General features: G+C 69.4%; 21 protein-coding genes and 3 rRNA genes. 6 read left to right on the top strand and 18 right to left on the bottom strand.

Annotated elements, in window-relative coordinates:
• Positions 1-94: 94 nt before the first annotated feature.
• From rrf to tyrS, 4 genes are all read right to left on the bottom strand, one after another.
• A 5S ribosomal RNA gene (rrf, locus tag ACQVFL_RS10730) occupies positions 95-211 on the bottom strand.
• Positions 212-308: 97 nt separating this feature from the next.
• Positions 309-3,421: ribosomal RNA gene (locus tag ACQVFL_RS10725) — 23S ribosomal RNA — on the bottom strand.
• Positions 3,422-3,819: 398 nt separating this feature from the next.
• A 16S ribosomal RNA gene (locus tag ACQVFL_RS10720) occupies positions 3,820-5,335 on the bottom strand.
• The 16S, 23S and 5S rRNA genes sit together here, the layout of an rRNA operon.
• A gap of 616 nt (positions 5,336-5,951) precedes the next feature.
• Positions 5,952-7,238: a tyrosine--tRNA ligase gene (gene tyrS, locus ACQVFL_RS10715; RefSeq protein ID WP_431729812.1), complete on the bottom strand. Its 1,287-nt coding sequence runs from the start codon at positions 7,236-7,238 to the stop codon at positions 5,952-5,954.
• A 99-nt stretch (positions 7,239-7,337) separates the two neighbouring features.
• Here tyrS and ACQVFL_RS10710 point away from each other — a divergent pair, with 99 nt between their 5' ends.
• From ACQVFL_RS10710 to ACQVFL_RS10695, 4 genes are all read left to right on the top strand, one after another.
• The gene (locus ACQVFL_RS10710) at positions 7,338-7,730 is read left to right on the top strand and encodes a PaaI family thioesterase (RefSeq protein WP_431729264.1); all 393 of its coding nucleotides are present in this window, start codon (positions 7,338-7,340) and stop codon (positions 7,728-7,730) included.
• Positions 7,731-7,881: 151 nt separating this feature from the next.
• Positions 7,882-9,108, top strand: a complete 1,227-nt coding sequence (locus tag ACQVFL_RS10705) for an NRAMP family divalent metal transporter (protein ID WP_431729263.1) — start codon at positions 7,882-7,884, stop codon at positions 9,106-9,108.
• Positions 9,105-9,485 carry a hypothetical protein gene (locus ACQVFL_RS10700; RefSeq protein ID WP_396699180.1) on the top strand — a complete coding sequence of 127 codons (381 nt, stop codon included), beginning with the start codon at positions 9,105-9,107 and terminating at the stop codon, positions 9,483-9,485. Before ACQVFL_RS10705 ends, ACQVFL_RS10700 begins: the two co-directional genes overlap by 4 nt.
• Positions 9,472-9,786: a PRC-barrel domain-containing protein gene (locus ACQVFL_RS10695; protein ID WP_396699178.1), complete on the top strand. Its 315-nt coding sequence runs from the start codon at positions 9,472-9,474 to the stop codon at positions 9,784-9,786. The genes ACQVFL_RS10700 and ACQVFL_RS10695 overlap by 14 nt, the downstream gene beginning before the upstream one ends.
• 1 nt (position 9,787) lies before the next feature.
• On the opposite strand, the gene ACQVFL_RS10690 is transcribed toward ACQVFL_RS10695, so the two are convergent.
• The 3 genes from ACQVFL_RS10690 to ACQVFL_RS10680 all read right to left on the bottom strand — a co-directional run bounded on the left by ACQVFL_RS10690 (position 9,788) and on the right by ACQVFL_RS10680 (position 12,541).
• Positions 9,788-11,233 (bottom strand): hemolysin family protein, encoded by a 1,446-nt coding sequence (locus tag ACQVFL_RS10690; RefSeq protein ID WP_431729262.1) that lies wholly within the window; start codon positions 11,231-11,233, stop codon positions 9,788-9,790.
• Between the two features lie 147 nt (positions 11,234-11,380).
• Positions 11,381-12,016: a hypothetical protein gene (locus ACQVFL_RS10685; RefSeq protein WP_396699174.1), complete on the bottom strand. Its 636-nt coding sequence runs from the start codon at positions 12,014-12,016 to the stop codon at positions 11,381-11,383.
• Positions 12,017-12,061: 45 nt separating this feature from the next.
• A complete protein-coding gene (locus tag ACQVFL_RS10680; RefSeq protein WP_396699171.1) occupies positions 12,062-12,541 on the bottom strand; it encodes a GNAT family N-acetyltransferase in 480 nt (159 codons plus the stop codon).
• Positions 12,542-12,694: 153 nt separating this feature from the next.
• Between ACQVFL_RS10680 and ACQVFL_RS10675 the strand changes: the two genes are divergently transcribed.
• Entirely contained in the window at positions 12,695-13,396 is a 702-nt protein-coding gene (locus ACQVFL_RS10675; protein WP_396699169.1) for a hypothetical protein, read from the top strand.
• 40 nt (positions 13,397-13,436) lie between these two features.
• Positions 13,437-14,282, top strand: coding sequence for a universal stress protein (locus ACQVFL_RS10670; RefSeq protein WP_431729261.1), 846 nt, complete (start codon positions 13,437-13,439; stop codon positions 14,280-14,282).
• A 50-nt stretch (positions 14,283-14,332) separates the two neighbouring features.
• Here the strand turns inward: ACQVFL_RS10670 and ACQVFL_RS10665 are convergent, their stop codons facing one another.
• The 11 genes from ACQVFL_RS10665 to argC form a co-directional block, all read right to left on the bottom strand.
• Positions 14,333-14,953 carry an FMN reductase gene (locus ACQVFL_RS10665; protein ID WP_431729260.1) on the bottom strand — a complete coding sequence of 207 codons (621 nt, stop codon included), beginning with the start codon at positions 14,951-14,953 and terminating at the stop codon, positions 14,333-14,335.
• The gene (locus tag ACQVFL_RS10660; RefSeq protein WP_396699163.1) at positions 14,950-16,080 is read right to left on the bottom strand and encodes an LLM class flavin-dependent oxidoreductase; all 1,131 of its coding nucleotides are present in this window, start codon (positions 16,078-16,080) and stop codon (positions 14,950-14,952) included. Before ACQVFL_RS10660 ends, ACQVFL_RS10665 begins: the two co-directional genes overlap by 4 nt.
• 169 nt (positions 16,081-16,249) lie before the next feature.
• On the bottom strand, positions 16,250-16,411 hold the full coding sequence (locus ACQVFL_RS10655) for a hypothetical protein (protein ID WP_396699161.1): 162 nt from the start codon (positions 16,409-16,411) through the stop codon (positions 16,250-16,252).
• 168 nt (positions 16,412-16,579) lie between these two features.
• Positions 16,580-16,765, bottom strand: coding sequence for a DUF805 domain-containing protein (locus ACQVFL_RS10650; protein WP_431729811.1), 186 nt, complete (start codon positions 16,763-16,765; stop codon positions 16,580-16,582).
• Positions 16,766-16,862: 97 nt separating this feature from the next.
• Complete coding sequence (argH, locus tag ACQVFL_RS10645; RefSeq protein WP_396699191.1) at positions 16,863-18,326, bottom strand: argininosuccinate lyase; 1,464 nt, start codon at positions 18,324-18,326, stop codon at positions 16,863-16,865.
• Positions 18,327-18,384: 58 nt separating this feature from the next.
• Complete coding sequence (locus tag ACQVFL_RS10640) at positions 18,385-18,900, bottom strand: arginine repressor (RefSeq protein WP_117230175.1); 516 nt, start codon at positions 18,898-18,900, stop codon at positions 18,385-18,387.
• Positions 18,897-19,823 (bottom strand): ornithine carbamoyltransferase, encoded by a 927-nt coding sequence (argF, locus tag ACQVFL_RS10635; protein WP_431729259.1) that lies wholly within the window; start codon positions 19,821-19,823, stop codon positions 18,897-18,899. The genes ACQVFL_RS10640 and argF overlap by 4 nt, the downstream gene beginning before the upstream one ends.
• Entirely contained in the window at positions 19,820-21,034 is a 1,215-nt protein-coding gene (locus ACQVFL_RS10630) for an acetylornithine transaminase (RefSeq protein ID WP_431729258.1), read from the bottom strand. The genes argF and ACQVFL_RS10630 overlap by 4 nt, the downstream gene beginning before the upstream one ends.
• Positions 21,031-21,918, bottom strand: coding sequence for an acetylglutamate kinase (argB, locus tag ACQVFL_RS10625; RefSeq protein ID WP_396699155.1), 888 nt, complete (start codon positions 21,916-21,918; stop codon positions 21,031-21,033). Before argB ends, ACQVFL_RS10630 begins: the two co-directional genes overlap by 4 nt.
• Positions 21,919-21,999: 81 nt before the next feature.
• The gene (gene argJ / locus ACQVFL_RS10620) at positions 22,000-23,169 is read right to left on the bottom strand and encodes a bifunctional glutamate N-acetyltransferase/amino-acid acetyltransferase ArgJ (protein ID WP_396699153.1); all 1,170 of its coding nucleotides are present in this window, start codon (positions 23,167-23,169) and stop codon (positions 22,000-22,002) included.
• Entirely contained in the window at positions 23,166-24,167 is a 1,002-nt protein-coding gene (gene argC, locus ACQVFL_RS10615) for an N-acetyl-gamma-glutamyl-phosphate reductase (protein ID WP_431729257.1), read from the bottom strand. Before argC ends, argJ begins: the two co-directional genes overlap by 4 nt.
• Position 24,168 lies beyond the last annotated feature (1 nt).

Below are 24,168 nucleotides of genomic sequence, written 5' to 3'. Positions count from 1 at the left end.
AACTCACTGGTACATCCTTCCTGAATACGTCGTTCCACGACGCAACGCAGTCGAGGGCCGTCCCGATTCCGGGCGGCCCTCGACTGTAACGTGTGTCCGGCGGTGTCCTACTCTCCCACACCCTCCCGGGTGCAGTACCATCGGCGCTGGAGGGCTTAGCTTCCGGGTTCGGAATGTGACCGGGCGTTTCCCCTCCGCCATGACCGCCGTAACCTTATCAACATGTCAAACACAATCCGCACCAACACTGTCCGTGTCGGGGTGTGTTTGTTTGTTGTGAGTTACACAGTGGACGCGTAGCAACTTTGATAGTCAAGTCCTCGGCCTATTAGTACCGGTCAACTGAACCCGTTACCGGGCTTACATTTCCGGCCTATCAACCCAGTCGTCTAGCTGGGGGCCTTACCCCACCAAAGGTGGGTGGGATACCTCATCTTGAAGCGAGCTTCCCGCTTAGATGCTTTCAGCGGTTATCCCTTCCGAACGTAGCTAACCAGCCGTGCCCCTGGCGGGACAACTGGCACACCAGAGGTTCGTCCGTCCCGGTCCTCTCGTACTAGGGACAGCCCTTCTCAAGTATCCTACGCGCACGGCGGATAGGGACCGAACTGTCTCACGACGTTCTAAACCCAGCTCGCGTACCGCTTTAATGGGCGAACAGCCCAACCCTTGGGACCTGCTACAGCCCCAGGATGCGACGAGCCGACATCGAGGTGCCAAACCATCCCGTCGATATGGACTCTTGGGGAAGATCAGCCTGTTATCCCCGGGGTACCTTTTATCCGTTGAGCGACACCGCTTCCACACGCAAGTGCCGGATCACTAGTCCCGACTTTCGTCCCTGCTCGACCCGTCAGTCTCACAGTCAAGCTCCCTTGTGTACTTGCACTCAACACCTGATTGCCAACCAGGCTGAGGGAACCTTTGGGCGCCTCCGTTACCTTTTAGGAGGCAACCGCCCCAGTTAAACTACCCACCAGACACTGTCCCTGAACCGGATAACGGTCCGAAGTTAGATACCCGAATCAACCAGAGTGGTATTTCAAGATTGCCTCCCCTCATACTGGCGTACAAGGTTCACCGGCTCCCACCTATCCTACACAAGCTAACTCAGATACCAATGTCAAGCTATAGTAAAGGTCCCGGGGTCTTTCCGTCCTGCCGCGCGTAACGAGCATCTTTACTCGTAATGCAATTTCGCCGGGCCTGTGGTTGAGACAGTGGGGAAGTCGTTACGCCATTCGTGCAGGTCGGAACTTACCCGACAAGGAATTTCGCTACCTTAGGATGGTTATAGTTACCACCGCCGTTTACTGGCGCTTAAGTTCTCCGCTTCGCCCCGAAGAGCTAACAGGTCCCCTTAACGTTCCAGCACCGGGCAGGCGTCAGTCCATATACATCGAATTACTTCTTCGCATGGACCTGTGTTTTTAGTAAACAGTCGCTTCCCCCTGCTCTCTGCGGCCATACAACGCTCCACCCGCGCGGGGCTTCACGTCTCCGGCCCCCCTTCTCCCTAAGTTACGGGGGCAATTTGCCGAGTTCCTTAACCACAGTTCGCCCGATCGCCTCGGTATTCTCTACCTGACCACCTGTGTCGGTTTGGGGTACGGGCCGCTCGAAACTCGCTAGAGGCTTTTCTCGGCAGCATAGGATCACTGACTTCACCTGAATCGGCTCGGCATCACGTCTCAGCCACATGACGTGCGGATTTGCCTACACGTCGGCCTACACGCTTACCCCGGCACAACCACCGGCCGGGCTCAGCTACCTTCCTGCGTCACCCCATCGCTTGACTACTACCCGCCAGGTTCCCACGCTCTCCACCCTCAACCCGAAGGTCTTGGATGGATCGGATGGTTAGCACAACGAGGTTCATCAGGGACGCTCCTTCGCGGGTACGGGAATATCAACCCGTTGTCCATCGACTACGCCTCTCGGCCTCGCCTTAGGTCCCGACTCACCCAGGGCGGATTAACCTGGCCCTGGAACCCTTGGTCATCCGGCGGAAGGGTTTCTCACCCTTCTTTCGCTACTCATGCCTGCATTCTCACTCGTGCCGCGTCCACAACTCGATCACTCGGCTGCTTCACCCCCGGCACGACGCTCCCCTACCCATCCACACACCTGCACACAAGCCCGAAGACTCGCGCGAAGTACACATGTGAATGCCACAGCTTCGGCGGTGTACTTGAGCCCCGCTACATTGTCGGCGCGGAACCACTTGACCAGTGAGCTATTACGCACTCTTTAAAGGGTGGCTGCTTCTAAGCCAACCTCCTGGTTGTCTATGCGACCCCACATCCTTTTCCACTTAGCACACGCTTAGGGGCCTTAGCTGGTGATCTGGGCTGTTTCCCTCTCGACTACGAAGCTTATCCCCCGCAGTCTCACTGCCGCGCTCTCACTTACCGGCATTCGGAGTTTGGCTGATTTCGGTAAGCTTGTGGGCCCCCTAGACCATCCAGTGCTCTACCTCCGGCAAGAAACACGCGACGCTGCACCTAAATGCATTTCGGGGAGAACCAGCTATCACGGAGTTTGATTGGCCTTTCACCCCTAACCACAGGTCATCCCCCAACTTTTCAACGTTGGTGGGTTCGGCCCTCCACACGGTCTTACCCGCGCTTCAGCCTGCCCATGGCTAGATCACTCCGCTTCGGGTCTAGAACATGCGACTCAAACGCCCTCTTCAGACTCGCTTTCGCTACGGCTCCCCCACACGGGTTAACCTCGCCACATGCCACTAACTCGCAGGCTCATTCTTCAAAAGGCACGCCGTCACCCCGCAAGGCTCCGACGGATTGTAGGCGAACGGTTTCAGGTACTATTTCACTCCCCTCCCGGGGTACTTTTCACCATTCCCTCACGGTACTCGTCCGCTATCGGTCACCAGGAAGTATTCAGGCTTACCAGGTGGTCCTGGCAGATTCACGGCAGATTTCAGGAGTCCGCCGCTACTCGGGAACATCCATAGAAGACCAGCTGCTTTCACCTACCGGACTATCACCGTCTACGGTCGGCCTTTCCAGACCATTCGACTAACAACTGGTTTTGTAACTTCTTCAGTGAGTGTCAGCCCACCACACAGAGTCCCACAACCCCGACCACGCAACCCCTGACAGGTATCACACGCAACCGGTTTAGCCTAAATCCGCTTTCGCTCGCCACTACTCACGGAATCACTAAATTTGTTTTCTCTTCCTACGGGTACTGAGATGTTTCACTTCCCCGCGTTCCCTCCACACACCCTATGAGTTCAGGTGCAGGTGACACCACATGACTGGTGCCGGGTTACCCCATTCGGACACCCTGGGATCACAGCTCGGTTGACAGCTCCCCCAGGCCTATCGCGGCCTCCCACGTCCTTCATCGGCTCCTGGTGCCAAGGCATCCACCGTTCGCCCTTGACAACTTGACCACAAAGATGCTCGCGTCCACTGTGCAATTCTCAACAAACAACCAACCCACAACCCACAGCCCCACACCAGCAACACCACCCCTACAAGGCGACATCCGGTATGCAAGACCAGGCCATGCCTGGCAACCACCAACCACAACACACGCCGTGGTATCCGGTTCTGAAGCAAACAACCCAACAGTTGTTCCTTCAGGACCCAACAGGGTGCCCATCATCTCCCACCAGCCGCACCAGCAGTCATCCCTCCACACCACCTTCCCGAAAGAAGATGGCCGTACTAGAAACCGCCGGCCGTTGCCGACACGAAACTCACCAGTGTCTCCGCCAATTGAGCACCCCGACCCGACATTCGCAGATCGCGGGCTCCATACCAGCTTTCGCCGGATGGTGCTCCTTAGAAAGGAGGTGATCCAGCCGCACCTTCCGGTACGGCTACCTTGTTACGACTTCGTCCCAATCGCCAGCCCCACCTTCGACGGCTCCCTCCACAAGGGTTGGGCCACCGGCTTCGGGTGTTGCCGACTTTCGTGACGTGACGGGCGGTGTGTACAAGGCCCGGGAACGTATTCACCGCAGCGTTGCTGATCTGCGATTACTAGCGACTCCGACTTCACGGGGTCGAGTTGCAGACCCCGATCCGAACTGAGACCGGCTTTTTGGGATTCGCTCCACCTCACGGTATCGCAGCCCATTGTACCGGCCATTGTAGCATGCGTGAAGCCCTGGACATAAGGGGCATGATGACTTGACGTCATCCCCACCTTCCTCCGAGTTGACCCCGGCAGTCTTCGATGAGTCCCCGCCATAACGCGCTGGCAACATCGAACGAGGGTTGCGCTCGTTGCGGGACTTAACCCAACATCTCACGACACGAGCTGACGACAGCCATGCACCACCTGTCACCGGCCCCGAAGGACCCCACATCTCTGCAGGATTTCCGGCGATGTCAAACCCAGGTAAGGTTCTTCGCGTTGCATCGAATTAATCCGCATGCTCCGCCGCTTGTGCGGGCCCCCGTCAATTCCTTTGAGTTTTAGCCTTGCGGCCGTACTCCCCAGGCGGGGCGCTTAATGCGTTAGCTGCGGCACAGAGAACCGGAGAGGCCCCCCACACCTAGCGCCCAACGTTTACAGCGTGGACTACCAGGGTATCTAATCCTGTTCGCTCCCCACGCTTTCGCTCCTCAGCGTCAGTATCGGCCCAGAGACCCGCCTTCGCCACCGGTGTTCCTCCTGATATCTGCGCATTTCACCGCTACACCAGGAATTCCAGTCTCCCCTACCGAACTCTAGCCTGCCCGTATCGACTGCAGGCCCGCAGTTGAGCCACGGGTTTTCACAGTCGACGCGACAAGCCGCCTACGAGCTCTTTACGCCCAATAAATCCGGACAACGCTCGCGCCCTACGTCTTACCGCGGCTGCTGGCACGTAGTTGGCCGGCGCTTCTTCTGCAGGTACCGTCACTTGCGCTTCGTCCCTGCTGAAAGAGGTTTACAACCCGAAGGCCGTCATCCCTCACGCGGCGTCGCTGCATCAGGCTTCCGCCCATTGTGCAATATTCCCCACTGCTGCCTCCCGTAGGAGTCTGGGCCGTGTCTCAGTCCCAGTGTGGCCGGTCGCCCTCTCAGGCCGGCTACCCGTCGTCGCCTTGGTAGGCCATTACCCCACCAACAAGCTGATAGGCCGCGAGCCCATCCCAAGCCGAAAAACTTTCCACCCACAAACATGCGTCCATGAGTGAATATTCGGTATTAGCCCCCGTTTCCGAGGGTTATCCCAAAGCCTAGGGCAGGTTGCTCACGTGTTACTCACCCGTTCGCCGCTCGAGTACCCCGAAGGGCCTTTCCGCTCGACTTGCATGTGTTAAGCACGCCGCCAGCGTTCGTCCTGAGCCAGGATCAAACTCTCCAACAAAAACCAATTGGAAAAGCAAACCCCAGCAACAAACAAATGTTGCCAAAGGAATCCCCACCAACCCAAAAGTTGGCACGGGGCATCATAAAACAATTTGGCACTGGCTTATCAAGCACCCTGTTGAGTTCTCAAAGAACAACCACACACCATCAGAACACCCGACCAGCAGGCACCCCTCCGGGGCCGAACCACACTCACCTCGCGGCGAGCACTTTTACTACGTTACCCGGTGGTTTCAACCGTGTCAAACCGGCTTCCGCTGGTTTGTCGCGCTTCAACCCATTTCCGGGCGCCATGAATCCGTCCGGCTCACGCCGTTCGTCTCGTGGCTTCGGCAGGCCGGTCGCTTGCGGTCTCCCGCCAGCTCGCCCGGTTCCCTACCGGTCGTCAACCTTACCCGGTCGGTTCCGCCTCACCAAATCCGCCTCGCGGCAGATCCGGGGGCACCACCCGGCCTCGGTGTCGGTGAGTGTATCCACCGTATTCGAGGGGTCGACCAGCGCTCCGGCCTCAGGTCTTTCGACCGTTTCGTCCGTTCCGCGCTGACAGAGAGAAAGTTACGCGCCCGACGGATTGATCGTCAAATCCGCCGGACGCGTCCCGCGTCACACCGCGCTCAGCGCTCCAGTTCGACCCCGGCGAAGGAGCGCTTGCCCCGGCGCAGCACCAGGTACCGCCCGTGCAGCAGGTCCTGCGTCGTGGGTACGGCGTCGACCTCGGTCACCCGCTCGTTGTTGAGGTAGGCGCCGCCCTCGGTGATCACCCGTCGGGCCTCCTTCATGCTCGGCACCAGACCCGATTCCTTGAGCAGGGTGGCCACGTCCGGCAACTGACCGAGGCGCACCAGACCAGCCTCGGCGAGCGCGGCGCGCAGCGTCACCGGCGCCAGGTCGGCCAGCGAGCCCCGTCCGAACAGCGCCTGGCTGGCGGTGACCACCTGCGCCATCTCGCGTTCGCCGTGGACCAGGGTGGTCAGCTCCTCGGCCAGGGCCCGCTGCGCGGACCGCGCCGCCGGGCGCTCCGCGCTCTCCTTCTCCAGCGCCTCCAACTCCTCGCGCGAGCGGAAGCTGAAGTAGCGCAGGTACCGGCCGATGTCCCGGTCGTCGACGTTGATCCAGAACTGGTAGAAGGCGTACGGGCTGGTCATCTCCGGGTCGAGCCAGACCGCGCCGCCCTCGGTCTTGCCGAACTTCGTGCCGTCCGACCTGGTGACCAGCGGGGTGGTGAAGGCCTGGACGGGGCCCAGTCCGCGGCGGCGTACGTAGTCCACCCCGGCGGTGATGTTGCCCCACTGGTCCGAGCCGCCGAACTGGAGTTGGCAGCCGTGCCGGCGGTGCAGCTCGAAGAAGTCGTTGGCCTGTAGGAGCTGGTAGCTGAACTCGGTGAAGCTGATGCCGCTCTCCAGCCGGGCGCGGACCACCTCGCGGGCCAGCATCTTGTTCACCGGGAAGTGCTTGCCGACGTCGCGGAGGAACTCGACCACCGACATCTCGCCGGTCCAGTCCAGGTTGTTCACCAGTTCGGCGGCGTTGTCCCCGGTGTACGAGACGAACGGGGCGAGTTGCTCGCGGATGCGACCGACCCAGCCGGCCACCACCTCGGGGGCGTTGAGGGCCCGCTCCGCGCTCTCCTTCGGGTCGCCGATCTGCCCCGTCGCGCCGCCGACCAGCAGAAGCGGTCGGTGGCCGGCGAGCTGGAGGCGGCGGGCGGTGGTGACCTGCATGAGGTGGCCGGCGTGCAGGCTCGGCGCGGTCGGGTCGAAGCCGACATAGAACGCGGCTCCGCTGCCGTCGAGCAGCGCGCGCAGCTCGTCGGGGTCGGTGGAGTCCTGGATCAGGCCGCGCCACCGCAGGTCATCGGTCAGGGAGTCCCGCCGGGGCGGCGGGAGGCTGCTGTCGGTCACGGTCACCGATTCTCCCCCATCGGCCGGGTTCGGCCCTACCGGGTCAGCCGGTGCCGGTGCTCCGGCTACGCTGACGACGCCAAGATCGAGGAGGCTGCCGTGGAGTTCCCGGACGTGTCGAGCGGCTTCGCCGGGTTGCTCGGGCTGGAGTTCGACGAGATGAGCGGCGACCGGGTGACGATCCGCTGGCGGGTACGCCCGGAGTTGCACCAGCCGTACGGGCTTCAGCACGGCGGGGTGTACTGCGCGGTGGTGGAGACGGCGGCCAGCGTGGGCGGCGGGGTGTGGCTGGGTGAGCGCGGGCAGGTGGTCGGCGTGTCCAACCAGACGGACTTCCTGCGGCCGGTACGGGACGGCGAGTTGATCGCTGTCGGCACTCCGGTGCACCGGGGACGCAGCCAGCAGCTCTGGCAGGTGGAGATCACCGACGCCGACGGGCGGCTGGTGGCCCGTGGCCAGGTGCGGTTACAGAACCTCTACCCGAACGCCTGAGCTCCGACCCGCCGCCGGTGCCGCGGCTCGGAGGCGGGGTCGACCGGACGTGGATACGGCTGAGCCCGGCAGCGGATGCCGGTTTTGCGGGGAATTGACGCGCTAACGGCGATATCGTCGCGTCGATGACCACGCCCGCCCCGCCGCCGACGTGAGGAAGCTGTTCGCCGCCACGCTCGGCATCCTGTCCGCGGTCGGTGGCTTCGTGGACATCGGTGACCTGGTCGCCGCCGGGCAGGCCGGTGCGCGGTTCGGCATGGCGCACACCTGGGTGCTGTTGCTCGGGGTGGTGGCCATCTGCGCGTACGCCGAGATGGCCGGACGGATCGCGGCGGTGACCGGCCGGGCGGTCTTCGACCTCGTCCGGGAACGGCTCGGCGCGCGGGTGGCCCTGGTCAACCTGGTGGCGTCGTACCTGGTCACGGTGATCACGCTGGCCGCCGAACTGGGCGGGGTGGCGCTGGCGCTGCGGCTGGCCACCGGGGTGCCGTACCTGGTGTGGGTGCCGATCGCCGGGGCCGCCGTCTGGCTGGTGCTGTGGCGGATGCGCTTCCCGCTGATGGAGCGGGTGTTCGGACTCGCCGGGCTGTCCCTGGTGGTCTTCGCGGTGGCGCTGTTCTGGCTGCCCACCGACTGGACGGAGCTCGGCCGCAGCGCGATCTCGCCGAGCGACTCCGGACAGGGTTGGGGCGCCTACTGGTTCGTGGCGGTGGCGTTGTTCGCCTCCACGGTCAGCCCGTACGAGGTGTTCTTCTTCTCCTCCGGCGGGGTGGAGGAACGCTGGAGCGCGTCCGACCTGGCCGACGCCCGCTTCAGTGTGCTGGTCGGGTTCCCGATCGGCGGGTTCCTCGCGTTGTCGCTGATCGCCACCGCCGCCGTGGTGCTGCGTCCGGCCGGGGTGACGGTGAGCAGCCTGGACGAGGTCGCCCACCCGGTGGTGCTGGCCTTCGGCGCGGTCGGCCTGGCGGTCGCGGCGCTGGCGTTCTTCGCGGTCACCTTCGGCGCCGCGCTGGAGACCGGGCTGTCCGCCGCATACGCCGCCGCGCAGTACTTCGGGTGGCAGTGGGGCAAGCGGGTCAGCCCGCGCGAGGCGGCCCGGTTCCACACCGTGCTGCTGGTCAGCGTGCTGCTCGGGGTCCTGCTGCTGCTCACCACGATCGACCCGGTGACGCTCACCGAGTACATGCTGATCATCAGCGCGGTGGCGTTGCCGCTGACGTACCTGCCGATCCTGGTGGTCGCCAACGACCGCACCTACCTCGGCGACCGGGTCAACGGGCGGGTGCTCAACCTGCTCGGCGCGGTGATCCTGCTGGTCATCGTCGCTGCGGCGATCGTCGCCGTACCGCTGGCCGTGGGCACGAGGATGGGACAGTGAGGATCGAGGTGAGCCGCCAGTTGCTGGACCGCCAGCTCGTCGACGTGGCGGGACGGCTGATCGGCAAGGTGGACGACGTGGAGTTCGCGTTCGACGTGGACGGCGTGCCGTACCTGCGGACGCTGCTCACCGGGCCCGGCGCGCTCGGCGCACGGGTGGGCGGACGGCTGGGACGGATGCTGGTGCTCGCCGCCGAACGCTTCGTCACGGACCGGCCGGTCGCGCCGCTGCGCATCCCGTACGACCTGGTCGCCCGGATCGACAGCGCGGTGTGGTTGCGGGTGTCGGCCGAGGAACTGGCCCCCGCGCCGGTGGAGGAGTGGCTACGGCGCAGGTTGATCGCGCGTATCCCCGGGTCCGGCCGTGCGAGCGGGTGAGCTGCTCGGCCGGACCGTGTACGACGAGCGGGGTCGGCGGCTGGGGCGGGTGGTGGACCTGGTGGTGCGGGGCGGTCCGGCGGGGCCGCTGCGGTTGACCGACCTGGTGGTGACCCGACACTGGTACGGCCGGGTGAGTGGACGGCTGATCGGGCCGGAGCGGCATCCGTCCGGCCCGTGGGCGATCCGCGCGGTGGCCCGGCTACTCGGTCGCAGCACCGTCCAGGTGTCGCTGCGCCGGGTCCGGCTGGACCCGCCGCTGCCGGAACCACCGCCCGGCGACGACGCGCCGCCGCACTGACTCAGCGCGGTGTCCCGTCCAGCACGGTCCGCGCCCCACCCGCTCGGCCGGTCGCCGACGGGCTCGTCGAGTCCACCGGGCCACCGTCGGACGGGGCCGAGTCTCCCGCCTCCGCCGGAGCGGGGTCGGTCGGGGGCTGTTCGGCGCGGTCGGTCGGGGTGTCCGCCGTCTCCGGGGAGTCCGGGCGGCACAGCCGTACGCCGTGGATGGCCCGGGTGTCGACCTCGGTGACCTCCAGCAGCCAGCCGTCGACGGTCACGTGCTCCCCCTGGGTGGGGATGCGTCCCAGGGCGGCGAGTACCAGGCCGGCGATGGTGGTGTAGTCGCCCTCCGGGCGGCTCGGCAGCTCCACGTCGATGTCCGGCAGGTCGTGCACCGGGAAGGTGCCGGGCAGCAGCAGCGACCCGTCCGGTCCGGTGCGTACCGAGTGCACGTCCCGGTCGGTCTCGTCGTAGATCTCGCCGACGATCTCCTCCAGGATGTCCTCCAGCGTGACGATGCCGTCCACGGCGCCCCGCTCGTCCACCACCAGCGCCATGTGCTGACGCTCCGCCTTGAACTGCCGCAGCGCGTCGACCACCGGCACCGAGTCGGGCAGCAGCATCGGCGGGCGGACGTACTCGTCGACCGGCCGGTCGTCGCGGACGCCGACCAGGTCACGCAGGTGGATGACGCCGACCGCCTCGTCCAGCCCGCCGTGCCGCACCACCGGTGCCCGGGAGTGCCCGGACGCGGCGAGCACCAGCCGGGCGTCCTCGGCGGTGGTGCCGCTGTCCAGGCAGAAGACCCGCAGCCGGGGCACCAGTACGGCGCGCAGCCGACGATCCGCGATCTCCACCGCCCCGGCGATGATGGTCTGCTGCTCCTTGGTGAAGCCGTGGTGGCCGGAGACGATGTCCCGCAACTCGTCGGGGCTGATCTCGTCCGGTTCCGGCTTGGGGTCGAGCCCGAACAGTCGGACCACCATGTCGCTGGTGGCGCCGAGCACCCAGACCGCCGGCCGGGTGAGGGCGGCGAGCAGGTCGAGCGGGCGGGCGACCAGCAGCGCCCAGCGCTCCGGCACCTGCATCGCGATCCGCTTCGGGGCCAGCTCGCCGAAGACCAGCGTGACGAAGGTCAGCACCAGCGTGACCAGGACGACCGCGACCATCTCGGCGGCCCGGCCGAAGACGTCGTCCAGTAGTGGCACCAACGGGCGGGCCAACGAGACCGCGGCGGCGGCCGAGGCGAGGAACCCGGCGAGGGTGATGCCGATCTGGATGGTGGCCAGGAACCGGTTCGGGTCCCGGGCCAGCCGGGCCAGCACCTGTCCGGCCCGGCCGGTACGCTCCAGCCGCTGGACCTGGCTGTCCCGCAGCGACACCAGGGCCAGTTCACTGCCGGCGAAGATCGCGTTGATCACGATCAGGACTCCGACCAGGGCCAGCTGGCTCCAGTAGCTCTGCACGCCCGGTTCTCTCCCTCACTGGACCACGCCGGGTGGCGTCGCCGACGGAGGCCCCGCGGCGTAGCGGTGCCAGTTCCCCGTCGCCCCGGCGCCGAATCCTGCTATCGGGACGAGACCTGCGACCGGGTACGACCGTCGCGCGGACGGTCAGCCCAGCGACACCGTCGGTGCCGGCAGGTCCAGCACGAACGAGTCGCCCTCGCGGCGGAATCCGAGCCGGTGGTAGTACGCGCCGACCATCCCCGGTGGGCTCACCACCCGGCGGAAACCACGGTCGGTGAAGAGGCTGCTGCGCCGGTAGACGAACTCGCCGGGGGTGAAGTCGCGGAACGCCGGGGTGACGTAGTCGAGGTCGATCTGGGCGACGCCGTCGCCGATGTCCCGGGCCAGCACCACGCCGACCACCTCGTCGGCGCGTACCACCAGGAAGGCCGCGCGGCCGGCCACCCGCCCGGGGTGGAAGCCGGGGTTGAACCGGGCGATGTCGGCGGCGTGCACCCGCAGCGTGTGGGCCAGGAAGGCGTCGTCGGCACCCACCTCGACCACCTGGTAGGTCTGCTCGTCGTGCCGGGTGGTGAGCAGCCCGCGCAGGTACCACACGTTGATCACGGCCAGCACGACGTTGAGCCCGACCATGGGCCACACCTGCACGGCGGCGTTGTAGCCGATCAACACGAAGCAGCCGACCAGGTTGAGGGCGCGCAGCCGCAGGATGCGCGTCTGCAGCAGCGACCAGACCAGCAACGCGGAGCCGGCCCAGCCGACGAGTTCCAGCCAGTTCACCCCGCGAGGGTAGTCGCCGCCCTGGTCAGCGGCCCGGCGGGGCGGTCAGGCGGGCAGTTCCAGGACGTACTCGTCGACCTCGTGGCCCCGGGCCGGAGCGAAGGCCCGGTCGGTGCCGCGCACGACGAAGCCGCAGCGCCGCAGCACGGTCAGCGAGGCGGCGTTGTCGACCGCCGCGCGCGCGTGCAGCGGCCGTCGGGTCACCTCCGCGAGCAGCGCGCCGAGCGCGCGCGTGGCGTGGCCCCGACCCCACCGGGCCGGGTCGATCCAGTAGCTGACCTCGATGCGGTCGCCGACGGGGAAGGCGAGCACGTAGCCGACCACCGTCTCGTCGACGGTCACCGTGCGGGCCAGGGTGTCCGGGTCGGTCAGGATCCGGACCCAGCGCGCGGCGAACACGCGCGGGTCGGCCGGGTCCGCCGGACCGAAGGCGGCCATCCGGCTGGCCTCCGGGTCGAGCTGGTGGGCGTAGAACTCCGGCAGGTCGTCCTCGCCGACGGGCCGCAGCCGCAGGTCGTCCGTCACCCCCCGACTCTACGCAGCGGTGGTCGGGGTGGGCAGGGCCGTTGGTCCCGGGCCACGCGGGCGGATCGCCCCTGCCGGTGTGCGCCGGAGCGGACCAGGCTGGCATCGGGAGAGCCGTCGGCGGGACGGCCCCGGCACAGGGCGGAGCGGACGTTGGCCGGACAGGTCCAGGTCATCGGCGAGAGACAGGCGGCGCGCACCGGCGTGGTCGCGAAGGCGGCACCGGACGGCACGACGGGTGCCCGCACCGAGAGACGGTGGGCGGTACGCCACGCGGTCATCCCGGGCGGCGTCCGCCTCGACGTGACCGGCACCGGGTACGCCCCGTACGGCGGTGTCCACCGCGACGGCACACCGGTGGCCGTACCGGACGAGCTGCGTCGGCTGGCGCGGGCCGGGCTGCTCTGCTCCGACGCCGCGGTGGCCCCGCCGGACGCCCACCGGCCGGACTGGTACCCCGTCGGCGACCCGGTTCAGGCGGCGCTGGTGACCTTCGCGGCCCGTTGCGGGCTGGACCCGGTGCGCACCCGGACCGCCTGGCCCCGGATCGCCGTACACCCCTTCGACCGGCGGCTGGGCCGGACGACCACGGTGCACCGCTGCTGCGACCGCCGGTACCTGGTGGTCTGTTCCGGGGTGCCGGAGGGGGTGCTGCGAATGCCGCTGCTCGACGCCGTGGACGGGGACGTGACCGCGCTGAGCGCCGCCGCGCAGCGGATGGCGAGCACCGGGCTGCGGGTGCTGGCGCTGGCGGCGGCCCTGGTCGGGACGGCACCGGTCGACACCGCCCACCCGGTCGGGTTGCGCCCGCTGGGCCTGGTCGCGGTCGGTGTGTCGGGGCCGGCCCACCGTTGACCCGGCCCCGACAATGGGCAGAGGCGAATCTGGAGGGCCGATGAACCGACCTGTCGTGGTGGGGGTGGACGGATCACCGCCGAGTCTGGTGGCCGCGGAACACGCGGCGCAGGCGGCGGTCTGGCGGTCCCGCCCCCTGCACCTGGTGCACGGTTACCTGCACCCGCTCGGCTACGGGGTGCCGATCAACCCGTACGAGGTGGGGTTGCCGGCGCCGACCGAGGACGGCCGGAAGATGCTCGAACAGACCGCCGCCGAACTGGTCGACCGGTGGCCGGGGCTCACCGTCGAGGTGCGCCAGGTGGCCGGTGGTCCGGGCGCGACGCTGGTCGAGGAGTCCCGGCGGGCGGAACTGGTCGTGGTGGGCAGCCGGGGACTCGGCGGCTTCGCGGGACTGCTGCTCGGGTCCGTCGGCACCCAGGTCGCCGCGCACGGCCACTGTCCGGTGCTGGTGGTCCGGCCGCCGGACCGTCCGCTGCCGACCGAGGGGGCGGTGCTGGTCGGGGTGGACGGCTCCGAGTCGGCCGAACTGGCCGTCGGGTACGGTGCCGAGGAGGCGGTCCGCCGCGGCGGCACGTTGGTGCTGGCGCACGTCGCCGACGAACGGCACGCCGACGACGGCGGGGAGGCGGCGGCGCTGCTGGCCACGGCGGCGGCCTCGGCCCGGGGCAGCCATCCGGGGCTGACCGTCGAGGAACGGTCGATCACCTCGGCGAAGCCGGACCAGGCGCTGATCGAGGCGACCTCGGACGCGGCCCTGGTGGTGGCGGGCTCCCGGGGGCGGGGCGGCTTCGCCGGGCTGCTGCTCGGCTCGGTCAGCCAGGCGCTGGTGCAGCACGCCCGCTGCCCGGTGCTGGTCGCCCACCCGCACGAACCGGCGCTCTGAGTCGCCGACGCCCTCGCCGTGATCACGGCGAGGGCGTTCGCGTCGTACGGTCAGGCGTCGCCGCGCAGCAGCCGCTCGAAGTCGGTGCCGAGCGCGAACGGGTCGGCCGGTCCGCGCGACGGGGCGGCGCGGTGCACCTGCTCGGCGAGTTCCCGGGCGGCACGGGTGATCCGGGACCGCAGCGCCCCCTCGGCCGTACCGCCGGACCAGTCCTCGGAGGCGGCGAAGACCGCCGTCGGCGTCACCACCGACCGTAGGTAGGTGAACATCGGACGGAGCGCGTGCTCCAGGGCGAGTGAGTGCCGGGCGGTGCCGCCGGTGGCCCCGATCAGCACCGGCCGTCCGCCCAGCGCGTCGGCGTCGAGCAGGTCGAAGAACGACTTGAACAGGCCGCTGTACGAGGCGTTGAAGATCGGTGTGACCGCGATCAGTCCGTCCGCGCCGGTTACCCGGTCGAGCACCTGCCGCAGCGGGTCCGGGGCGAAGCCGGTGAGCAGGTGGTTGACGATGTCGTGGGCGTACTCGCGTAGCTCGACGTGGTGCAGCTCGACCTGCTCGCCGCGCCCGACCAGCTCGTCGCGGGTGGCCGCGGCGAGCTGGTCGGCGAGCAGTCGGGTCGACGACGGCTGGCTGAGGCCGGCCGAGACGACGGCGATCGCCCGTGCGGTCACCGCTTACCCTCCGCCGACGCCGCGCCGGCCGGCTCCGCGTCGCCGGAGGCGGCCCGCTCGGCGGCGGCACGCAGCGAGGCGTGCGTCGGTGCCGCCGGTACGTGGGCCGGACGCAGCGACTCGAACTCCTTGCGCAGCACCGGTACGACCTCCTCGCCGAGCAGGTCGAGCTGCTCCAGCACCGTCTTCAGTGGCAGCCCGGCGTGGTCGACCAGGAAGAGCTGACGCTGGTAGTCGCCCACGTAGTCCCGGAACCCGAGGGTCCGGTCGATCACCTGCTGCGGGCTGCCCACGGTCAGCGGCGTCTGCGAGGTGAACTCCTCCAGCGACGGGCCGTGCCCGTAGACCGGCGCGTTGTCGAAGTAGGGCCGGAACTCGCGGACCGCGTCCTGGGAGTTGCGCCGCACGAAGACCTGCCCGCCGAGGCCGACGATGGCCTGGTCGGCGGAGCCGTGGCCGTAGTGCGCGAAGCGCTGCCGGTAGAGGCCCACCATCCGGCGGGTGTGCTCGGCCGGCCAGAAGATGTGGTTGGCGAAGAACCCGTCGCCGTAGTACGCGGCCTGCTCGGCGATCTCCGGGCTGCGGATCGAGCCGTGCCAGACGAACGGCGGCACGCCGTCGAGCGGTCGCGGCGTCGAGGTGAAGGACTGCAACGGGGTACGGAACTTGCCCGACCAGTCGACGACGTCCTCGCGCCAGAGCCGACGCAGCAGGTCGTAGTTCTCGATGGCCAGCGGGATGCCGTTGCGGATGTCCTGCCCGAACCAGGGGTAGACCGGCCCGGTGTTGCCGCGCCCCATCATCAGGTCGACCCGGCCGTCGGCCAGGTGCTGGAGCATCGCGTAGTCCTCGGCGATCTTCACCGGGTCGTTGGTGGTGATCAGCGTGGTCGCGGTGGACAGCAGCAGCCGCTCGGTGCGGGCCGCGATGTAGCCCAGCATGGTGGTGGGCGATGAGGGCACGAACGGCGGGTTGTGGTGCTCGCCGGTGGCGAAGACGTCGAGACCGACCTCCTCGGCCTTGAGCGCGATGGCCACCATCGCCTTGATCCGCTCCGCCTCGGTCGGCTCACGACCGGTGGTCGGGTCGACCGTGACGTCGCCGACGGTGAAGACTCCGAACTGCATGACAGCTCCTCGTGTCGTCCGACCCGGGCGGTTCGTACCCGGCGTCGCGAACAACATATTTGACTCGTCAACTATTCCGTAGCCCCGGCCCCCTCCAGTGTCCCCCGTCACGCCGCGCTCATCCCCGGCCGGGGTCGCCGCCGGAAGGCCCGGGGTCGCCGCCGGAACGCTACGGAACCGTCGGGTTCGCCGTCTGGCGCCGGTGGTGCCGGGACACCCGGGCACGGTTGCCGCAGGACGGCTTGCACCACGCCCGCAGCGGTTCGGCCTGCTCCCGGAGCCAGGTTCGATCGGCAACCAGGCGGCGATCGCGCCGGTGGACGTCGCGCACCAGACCTCGACGGATCGGGCGTCCCGTACTCCTCCTGGCCGCCTGTCGAGCTGAACCAGCGGCGCTATCGCCGCACCAGGTGCGGGCTCGGGGCGAGGTCCGATCCGCTGCTGCGGTCAGCTCGACAGGGTGCCGACCAGAGTGGGGAGCCGCAGGCGCAGCAGCCGACTAGGACTCGGGACTGGGACCGAAACGGTTCGGACCGGGCTGACCGTCCTGCACGAAGAACACGATCAGCACGATCCACCCGACGATCGGGATCAGCCCGATCAGGAGCCACCAGCCGGAACGGCCCAGATCGTGCAGGCGGCGCACGGAGACCGCCAGCGACGGCAGCAGGAACGCGACGCTGATGCCAGCAGCGTACGAGGTCGTGTCACCCGATCCGGCCGACCGTCGTCACCCCGACGTGGACGGCCCGGCCGGTCTCGACCGGCCGGGCCGTCACGCCTCAGCGGGGTACGACCTGCTCCGCCGCCCACTCCCGCCAACCGGCCAGCCGGTCGGCGGCGGTGGCGAGCTGGTCGGCGACCGGGCCGGGACCGGTCGAGCCGGGCGTGGTCCGGGCGGCCAGCGCCGAACGGACCGACAGCACGTCCCGGACGCTCGGGTCGAGGTGCTCGCTGACCGTGGCCAGGTCGTCGTCGGAGACCTCGTCCAGGGCACAGTCCCGGGCCGCGCAGAGCGCCACCAGCTTGCCGGTGATCTCGTGCGCGTCGCGGAACGGCACGCCCTTGCGGACCAGCCAGTCGGCCACCTCGGTGGCCAGCGAGAAGCCCACCGGCGCGGCGGCGACCAGGCGGTCGACGCGTACCGTCATGGTGGAGATCATCCCGGCCAGGGCCGGCAGCAGCAGTTCCAGGGTGTCGACCGCGTCGAAGGCCGGTTCCTTGTCCTCCTGCATGTCCCGGTCGTACGTCATGGGCAGGCCCTTGAGCATGGTCAGCACCGCGACCAGCCCACCCACCAGCCGTCCCGACTTGCCCCGGGCCAGCTCGGCGATGTCCGCGTTCTTCTTCTGCGGCATGATCGAGGACCCGGTGGCGAAGGCGTCGTCCAGCTCGACCCAGCCGAACTCCTGCGACGTCCAGAGCACCACTTCCTCGCCGAGACGGGACAGGTGCACGCCGACCATCGCGGTGATGAAGAGGAACTCGGCGACGAAGTCCCGGTCCGCCACCGCGTCCATCGAGTTGGCGAACGAGGTGCGGAAACCGAGTTCCTTGGAGACCGCCACCGGGTCCAGCGGCAGCCCCGAACCGGCCAGCGCGCCCGCGCCGAGCGGGCTCACGGCGGCGCGGTGGTCCCAGTCGCGCAGTCGCTCCAGGTCCCGCAGCAGCGGCTGCACGTGGGCGAGCAGCCAGTGGCCGAAGGTGACCGGCTGGGCGTGCTGCAGGTGCGTCATCCCGGGCGCGGCGGTGTCCACGTGCCGCTCGGCCTGCTCCACCAACGCCTCGGCCAGCTCGACCAGCCGCGAGGCCACCCCCCGGGCGTGGTCGCGCAGGTACAGCCGCAGGTCGGTGGCGACCTGGTCGTTGCGGGACCGGCCGGCGCGCAGCTTGCCGCCGAGGCTGCCGAGCCGCTCCAGCAGCCCCCGTTCCAGGGCGGTGTGCACGTCCTCGTCGTCGACCGTGGGCCGGAACGCGCCCGAGGCGCAGGCCGCCTCCAGGTCGTCCAGGGCGGCGAGGATACGGCCCAGTTCGTCCGGGTCGAGCAGGCCGGCGCCGGCCAGCACCCGGGCGTGGGCCCGGGAACCGGCGATGTCGTACGGGGCCAGCCGCCAGTCGAACTGGACGCTCACCGACAGCCGGGCGAGCGCCTCCGACGGGCCACCGGCGAACCGGCCACCCCACAGGCTCGTACGGTTGGCGGGCGCGCTGTTCTCGGTCAGGCTCTTGTCGTCCACCTGGTCCATTCTGGTGGTCACCACCGCGCCGCTCCGCACCGGGCGTCCCGCCCGAGGTTCCGCTCGGTCATGGTGCTGTGTTCCCTTCGGTGTACTCGTCGCGGCGGGCCCAGCCGGCGAGCCGTTCGCCGAGCGCGGCACCGCCGTCGGATTCCCGGGCCACCACGAGGATGGTGTCGTCACCGGCGATGGTGCCGACCACCTCCGGTAGGCCCGCCCGGTCCAACGCGCTGGCCAGGTACTGTGCCGCCCCCGGTGGGGTGCGCAGCACGGCGATGTTGCCGCTGGAGTCGACCTCGTTGAGCAGTTCCCGCAGCAGCCGTACCAGCCGGGCCGGTGCCGCCTCGGCGTCGCGCAGCGGCCGGTGGCCGTCCTCCGGGATGACGTACACGGCCCGGCCGTCACCGCCCCGGGCGGTGACCGCACCGAGTTCCTTCAGGTCCCGCGAGAGCGTCGCCTGGGTGACCTGGACGCCCTCGTCGCCGAGGAACTCGGCCAGCTCGGTCTGCGAGCGGACGGCCCGGTCGCGGATCAGCTCGACGATGCGGGCGTGCCGGGCGGCACGGGTCAACGGTGCGCTCACGTCTCCTCCCCCAGCAGGAACGCCAGCAACGCCTTCTGGGCGTGCAACCGATTCTCCGCCTGGTCGAAGACGGCGCTGCGCGGGCCGTCCAGCACCTCGTCGGTGATCTCCTCGCCGCGGTGCGCCGGCAGGCAGTGCAGCACGATCACCGTCGGTGCGGCGTGCCCGAGCAGATCCTCGTTGACCTGGTAGGGCAGGAACGGGGTGGCGCGGTCCAGCCCGTCGCCCTCCTGCCCCATCGAGACCCAGGTGTCGGTGGCGACCACGTCGGCGTCCCGGACCGCGGCGACCGGGTCGACGAGCACCTGGACGCTGCCGCCGGTCTGCGCGGCGATCGCCTCGGCGCGGGCCACCACGTCGGCGTCGGGCGCGAACCCCTCCGGGCCGGCGACGCGGACGTGCATCCCGGCGGTCGCGCCGGCCAGCAGGTACGAGTGGGACATGTTGTTCGCCGCGTCGCCGACGTACGCCAGGATGCGCCCGGCGGTGTCGCCGAAGCGTTCCCGCACGGTCAGCAGGTCGGCCAGGAGCTGGCAGGGGTGGAAGCCGTCGGTCAGCGCGTTGACGACCGGCACGGTCGCCCCCTCGGCCACCTCGGCGATGCGGTCGTCGCCGTGCGTGCGCAGCACGATCGCGGCCACGTAGCGGGACAACACCCGCCCCGCGTCGGCCAGCGTCTCCCCCCGCCCGAAGTGGGTGACCTGGGTGTCCACCACCAGCGGATGCCCACCGAGCTCGGCGATGCCGGCGTCGAACGAGATCCGGGTCCGCAGGCTCTGCTTGTCGAACAGCACCGCCACCGACCGGGGCCCGGCGAGCGGCGCGTACGCGAACCGGTCGGCCTTCATCCGGGCGGCCAGGTCGAGCACGGCGGCCTGCTCGGCGGGCGACAGGTCGTCGTCACGCAGGAAGTGCCGGGTCATGCGTTGGCCTCCGTCGGGTCGAGGTCACCGGCCGGGCCGGGGGCGGGCGTCACCGCGTCGAGGGCGACGGGCAGTGCGGCCAGGAACGCGTCGGCCTGGTCGGCGGTGAGGATGAGCGGCGGGGCCAACCGGAGCACGTCCGGCTGGATCGGGTTGACCAGGAAACCGGCGGTACGCAGCGTCTCGGCGGCGGCGGCCGACACCGGCGCGGTCAGTGTCACGCCGAGCAGCAGCCCGGCGCCCCGCACCCCGCCGACCAGCGGGTGCCCGAGCCCCTCGACGCCCCGGCGCAGCCGTTCCCCGATCCGCTTCACGTGGTCGAGCAGCCCCTCGTGGGCGATGGTGGAGATCACCGCGAGCGCGGCGGCGCAGCTCACCGGGTTGCCGCCGAAGGTGCTGCCGTGCGAGCCGGCGCCCAGCAGGTTGGCGGCCGGGCCGAAGGCCAGGGTGGCACCGATCGGCAGTCCACCGCCGAGCCCCTTGGCCAGGGTCACCACGTCCGGCTCGACGCCCTCGGCCTGGTGCGCGTACCAGTGCCCGGTGCGACCGACGCCGGTCTGCACCTCGTCGATCACCAGCAGCGCGCCGTGCCGGGCGGTGATCCGGCGGGCCGCGGCGAGGTAGCCGGCCGGTGGCACCACCACGCCGTTCTCGCCCTGGATCGGCTCCAGGATCACCATCGCGGTCGCGTCGGTCACCGCCGCCTCCAGCGCGGCGACGTCACCGTACGGGACGTGGTCGACCTCGCCGGGCAGTGGACGGAACGGGTCGGCCTTGGCCGGCTGACCGGTCAACGCCAGCGCGCCCATGGTCCGGCCGTGGAAGCCACCGACGGTGGCGACGGCGTGGATGCGGCCGGTCCGCCGGGACAGCTTGAACGCCGCCTCGTTCGCCTCCGCGCCGGAGTTGGCGAAGAACACCCGACCCGGGCGTCCGGCCAGGGCCAGCAACAGCTCCGCCAGGGCCACCGGGGGTTCGGCGACGTACAGGTTGGAGACGTGCCCGAGCGTGGCGACCTGCTTCGACACGGCGGCCACCACGGCCGGGTGCGCGTGACCGAGGGAGTTGACGGCGATGCCACCGAGCAGGTCCACGTACTCCCGGCCGGCCTCGTCGGTCACCACCGCGCCGGAACCGGACACCAGGGCCAACGGTGGCGTGCCGTAGTTGTCCATCATCGACTGCCGCCACCGCTCGATGAGCGTACTCATGAGGGGATCACCATCGTTCCGAAGCCTTCCGAGGTGAAAACTTCCAACAGGGTGGAGTGCGCGACCCGGCCGTCGACCACGTGGGCCGCGGGTACGCCGCCGGTGACCGCACGCAGGCAGGCCTCCATCTTGGGCACCATGCCCGACTCCAGCGAGGGCAGCAGCTCGGCCAGCTCGGCGGTGCCGATCTCGCTGACCAGGCTGGAGGTGTCCGGCCAGTTGGCGTACAGGCCGGGCACGTCGGTGAGCACGACCAGCTTGCGGGCGCGCAGCGCCACCGCCAGCGCGGCGGCGGCGGTGTCCGCGTTGAGGTTGTGCAGCACCCCGTCCACGTCCGGGGCCACCGTCGAGATCACCGGGATCCGACCGGCCCCGATCAGGTCGTCGACCGCCGAGACGTCCACCGACTCGACGTCGCCGACCTGACCCACGTCGACGGCTTCCCCGTCCACGTACGCGTGCCGACGCACCGCGGTGAACAGCCCGGCGTCCTCACCGGAGAGCCCGACCGCGAACGGACCGTGCGCGTTGATCAGCCCGACCAGTTCCCGGCCGACCTGCCCGACCAGCACCATCCGGACCACGTCCATCGCCTCCGGGGTGGTCACCCGCAGGCCGCCCCGGAACTCGCTGTCGATGCCGAGCCGACCGAGCATCGCCGAGATCTGCGGTCCCCCGCCGTGCACCACCACCGGCTTGAGCCCGACGTAGCGCAGGAACACCATGTCGGCGGCGAAGGCGCGCTGCAACTCGGGGTCGACCATGGCGTTGCCGCCGTACTTGACCACGACCGTGGAGCCGGAGAAACGGGCCAGCCACGGCAGCGCCTCGATCAGGGTGGCGGCCTTCTCCTGGGCGCGGGTCAGATCCGAGGTCAGGGTCACCGGACCGGCCTTCCGTGAAAGATCATGCTGCTGACCTTCTGTTCGCGACTGCGGGACTCCGCTTCGCTGCGTTCCTCGCGCTCACGTCGAATATGCCGAGTTCTCGTGCACGTACCCGTGCGACAGGTCGTTGGTCCACACCGTCGCCTCGGCGGCGCCGGCGTGCAGGTCGATCCGGATGGTGACGTCCCGTCCGGTCAGGTCGACCCGGGACCGGTCCTCGGCGGCGGCACCGGACCGGCAGATCCAGACGCCGTTGACCGCCACGTCGATCTCGTCCGGCTCGAACGCGGCGGTGGTGGTGCCGACGGCGGCGAGGATCCGCCCCCAGTTCGGGTCGTTGCCGAACAGCGCGGTCTTCACCAGGTTGTTGCGGGCCACCGAACGGCCCACCTCGACCGCCTCGTCCTCGCCTGCCGCGCCGACCACCTCGATGGCGATCTCCTTCGTGGCACCCTCGGCGTCGGCCAGCAACTGCTGCGCCAGGTCGTGGCAGGCGGCGGTGACCGCGCCGGTCAGCTCCGCCTCGCTCGGCGTGACCCCGGAGGCGCCGCTGGCCAGCAGCAGCACGGTGTCGTTCGTCGACATGCAGCCGTCCGAGTCGACCCGGTCGAAGGTGACCCGGGTGGCGGCCCGCAGCGCGACGCCGAGCGTCTCCGGCGTGGCCACCGCATCGGTGGTCAGGACGCAGAGCATGGTGGCCATGCCGGGGGCCAGCATGCCGGCGCCCTTGGCCATGCCGCCGACGGTCCAGCCGTCGCCGCGCGTCACGGCGGTCTTCGGGCGACTGTCGGTGGTCATGATCGCCTCGGCGGCGGCGTCACCGCCGTCACCGGTCAGGGCCCGCACCGCCGCGCCCACTCCCGGTAGGAGCTTGTCCATCGGCAGCCGTTCACCGATCAGGCCGGTGGAGCAGACGGCCACCTCACCGGCGCCGTACTCCCGGCCGGTGACCGCGCTGAGTTCGGCGGCGGTGTGTTCGGCGGTGGCGTGGGTGTCCTGGAAGCCGGCCGGGCCGGTGCAGGCGTTCGCGCCGCCGGAGTTGAGCACCACCACCCGGACCCGGCCGCCGTGGACCACCTGCTGGGTCCAGATCACCGGCGCGGCCTTGACCCGGTTGCTGGTGAAGACCGCGGCGACCCCGGCGTCCGGGCCGTCGTTGACCACCAGGGCCACGTCGGAGGCGCCGCTGGTCTTGAGGCCGGCGGCGACCCCGGCCGCCCGGAACCCCGCCGGGGTGGTGACGGTCATGGCGCGACTCCGAAGCAGGACAGGCCCGTGGTCTCGGGCAGACCGAACATCAGGTTGGCGTTCTGCACCGCCTGGCCGGCGGCACCCTTGCCGAGGTTGTCCAGGGCGGCGACCACGATCAGCCGACCGGAGTCGACGTCGACGGTGGCCTGGAGGTGGCAGGCGTTGCCGCCGAGGGTGGCGGCGGTGTGCGGCCACCGCCCCTCGGGCAGCAGGTGCACGAAGGGCGCGTCCGCGTACGCCGGTGCCAGCACCGCGCGGGGGTCCACCTCTCCGGTCGGCCGCGCGGTGACGGTGGCCAGGATGCCGCGCGGCATCGGCGCCAGCACCGGCGTGAACGACAGCCCGGTCGCGCCGGTGGCCTGCTTGATCTCGGGCACGTGCTGGTGCGCGCCGACCTTGTACGGCGACAGGTCGCCTGCCACCTCGCTGGCCAGCAGGTGGGTCTTGGCGGCCCGGCCCGCGCCGGAGGTGCCGCTGGCGGCGACGACCACCACGTCGGCCGGGTCGGCGGCTCCGGCGGCGATCAGCGGTGCCAGCGCCAGCACGATGGTGGCCGCGTAACAGCCGGTGTTGGCCACCCGCGTGGCGGTGGCGATGCGCTCCCGTTGGCCGGGCAGCTCGGGCAGCCCGTAGGTCCACGCCCCGGCGTGGGTGCCGCCGTAGTAGCGCGTCCAGGCGTCCCCGTCGACCAGGCGGTGGTCCGCGCCGAGGTCCACCACCCGCACCTGCGCGGGCAGCCGGGCCGCGAGCGCCGCCGACTCACCGTGCGGCAGGGCGAGGAACACCAGGTCGGCGTCGGCCAGGACGTCCACGGTGGTCGCCGCGAAGGTCGGGTCCAGACCGGTGAGCTGCGGGTGCACGCTGTCCAGCGGCTGTCCCGCCTGGCGGTGCGCGGTGGCGGCGACCAGGTCGAACTCGGGGTGCCCGGTCAGCAGGCGCAGCAGCTCACCTCCGGCGTATCCACTCGCCCCGGCGACTGCGACCCGAATTCCCATA

The sequence above is a fragment of the Verrucosispora sp. TAA-831 genome (assembly GCF_050780145.1).
Lineage (GTDB): Bacteria > Actinomycetota > Actinomycetes > Mycobacteriales > Micromonosporaceae > Micromonospora.
The sequence above is the reverse complement of the archived record's forward strand: the minus strand, read 5'-3'. Positions and strand labels throughout refer to the sequence as shown.

Coding starts and splice junctions, on each gene's coding strand:
- ACQVFL_RS10670 (WP_431729261.1), top strand. CDS start 13,437: ATGAACCGACCTGTCGTGGTGGGGGTGGACGGATCACCGCCGAGTCTG.
- ACQVFL_RS10660 (WP_396699163.1), bottom strand. CDS start 16,080: ATGCAGTTCGGAGTCTTCACCGTCGGCGACGTCACGGTCGACCCGACC.
- argH (WP_396699191.1), bottom strand. CDS start 18,326: ATGGACCAGGTGGACGACAAGAGCCTGACCGAGAACAGCGCGCCCGCC.
- argF (WP_431729259.1), bottom strand. CDS start 19,823: ATGACCCGGCACTTCCTGCGTGACGACGACCTGTCGCCCGCCGAGCAG.
- ACQVFL_RS10630 (WP_431729258.1), bottom strand. CDS start 21,034: ATGAGTACGCTCATCGAGCGGTGGCGGCAGTCGATGATGGACAACTAC.
- argJ (WP_396699153.1), bottom strand. CDS start 23,169: ATGACCGTCACCACCCCGGCGGGGTTCCGGGCGGCCGGGGTCGCCGCC.
- argC (WP_431729257.1), bottom strand. CDS start 24,167: ATGGGAATTCGGGTCGCAGTCGCCGGGGCGAGTGGATACGCCGGAGGT.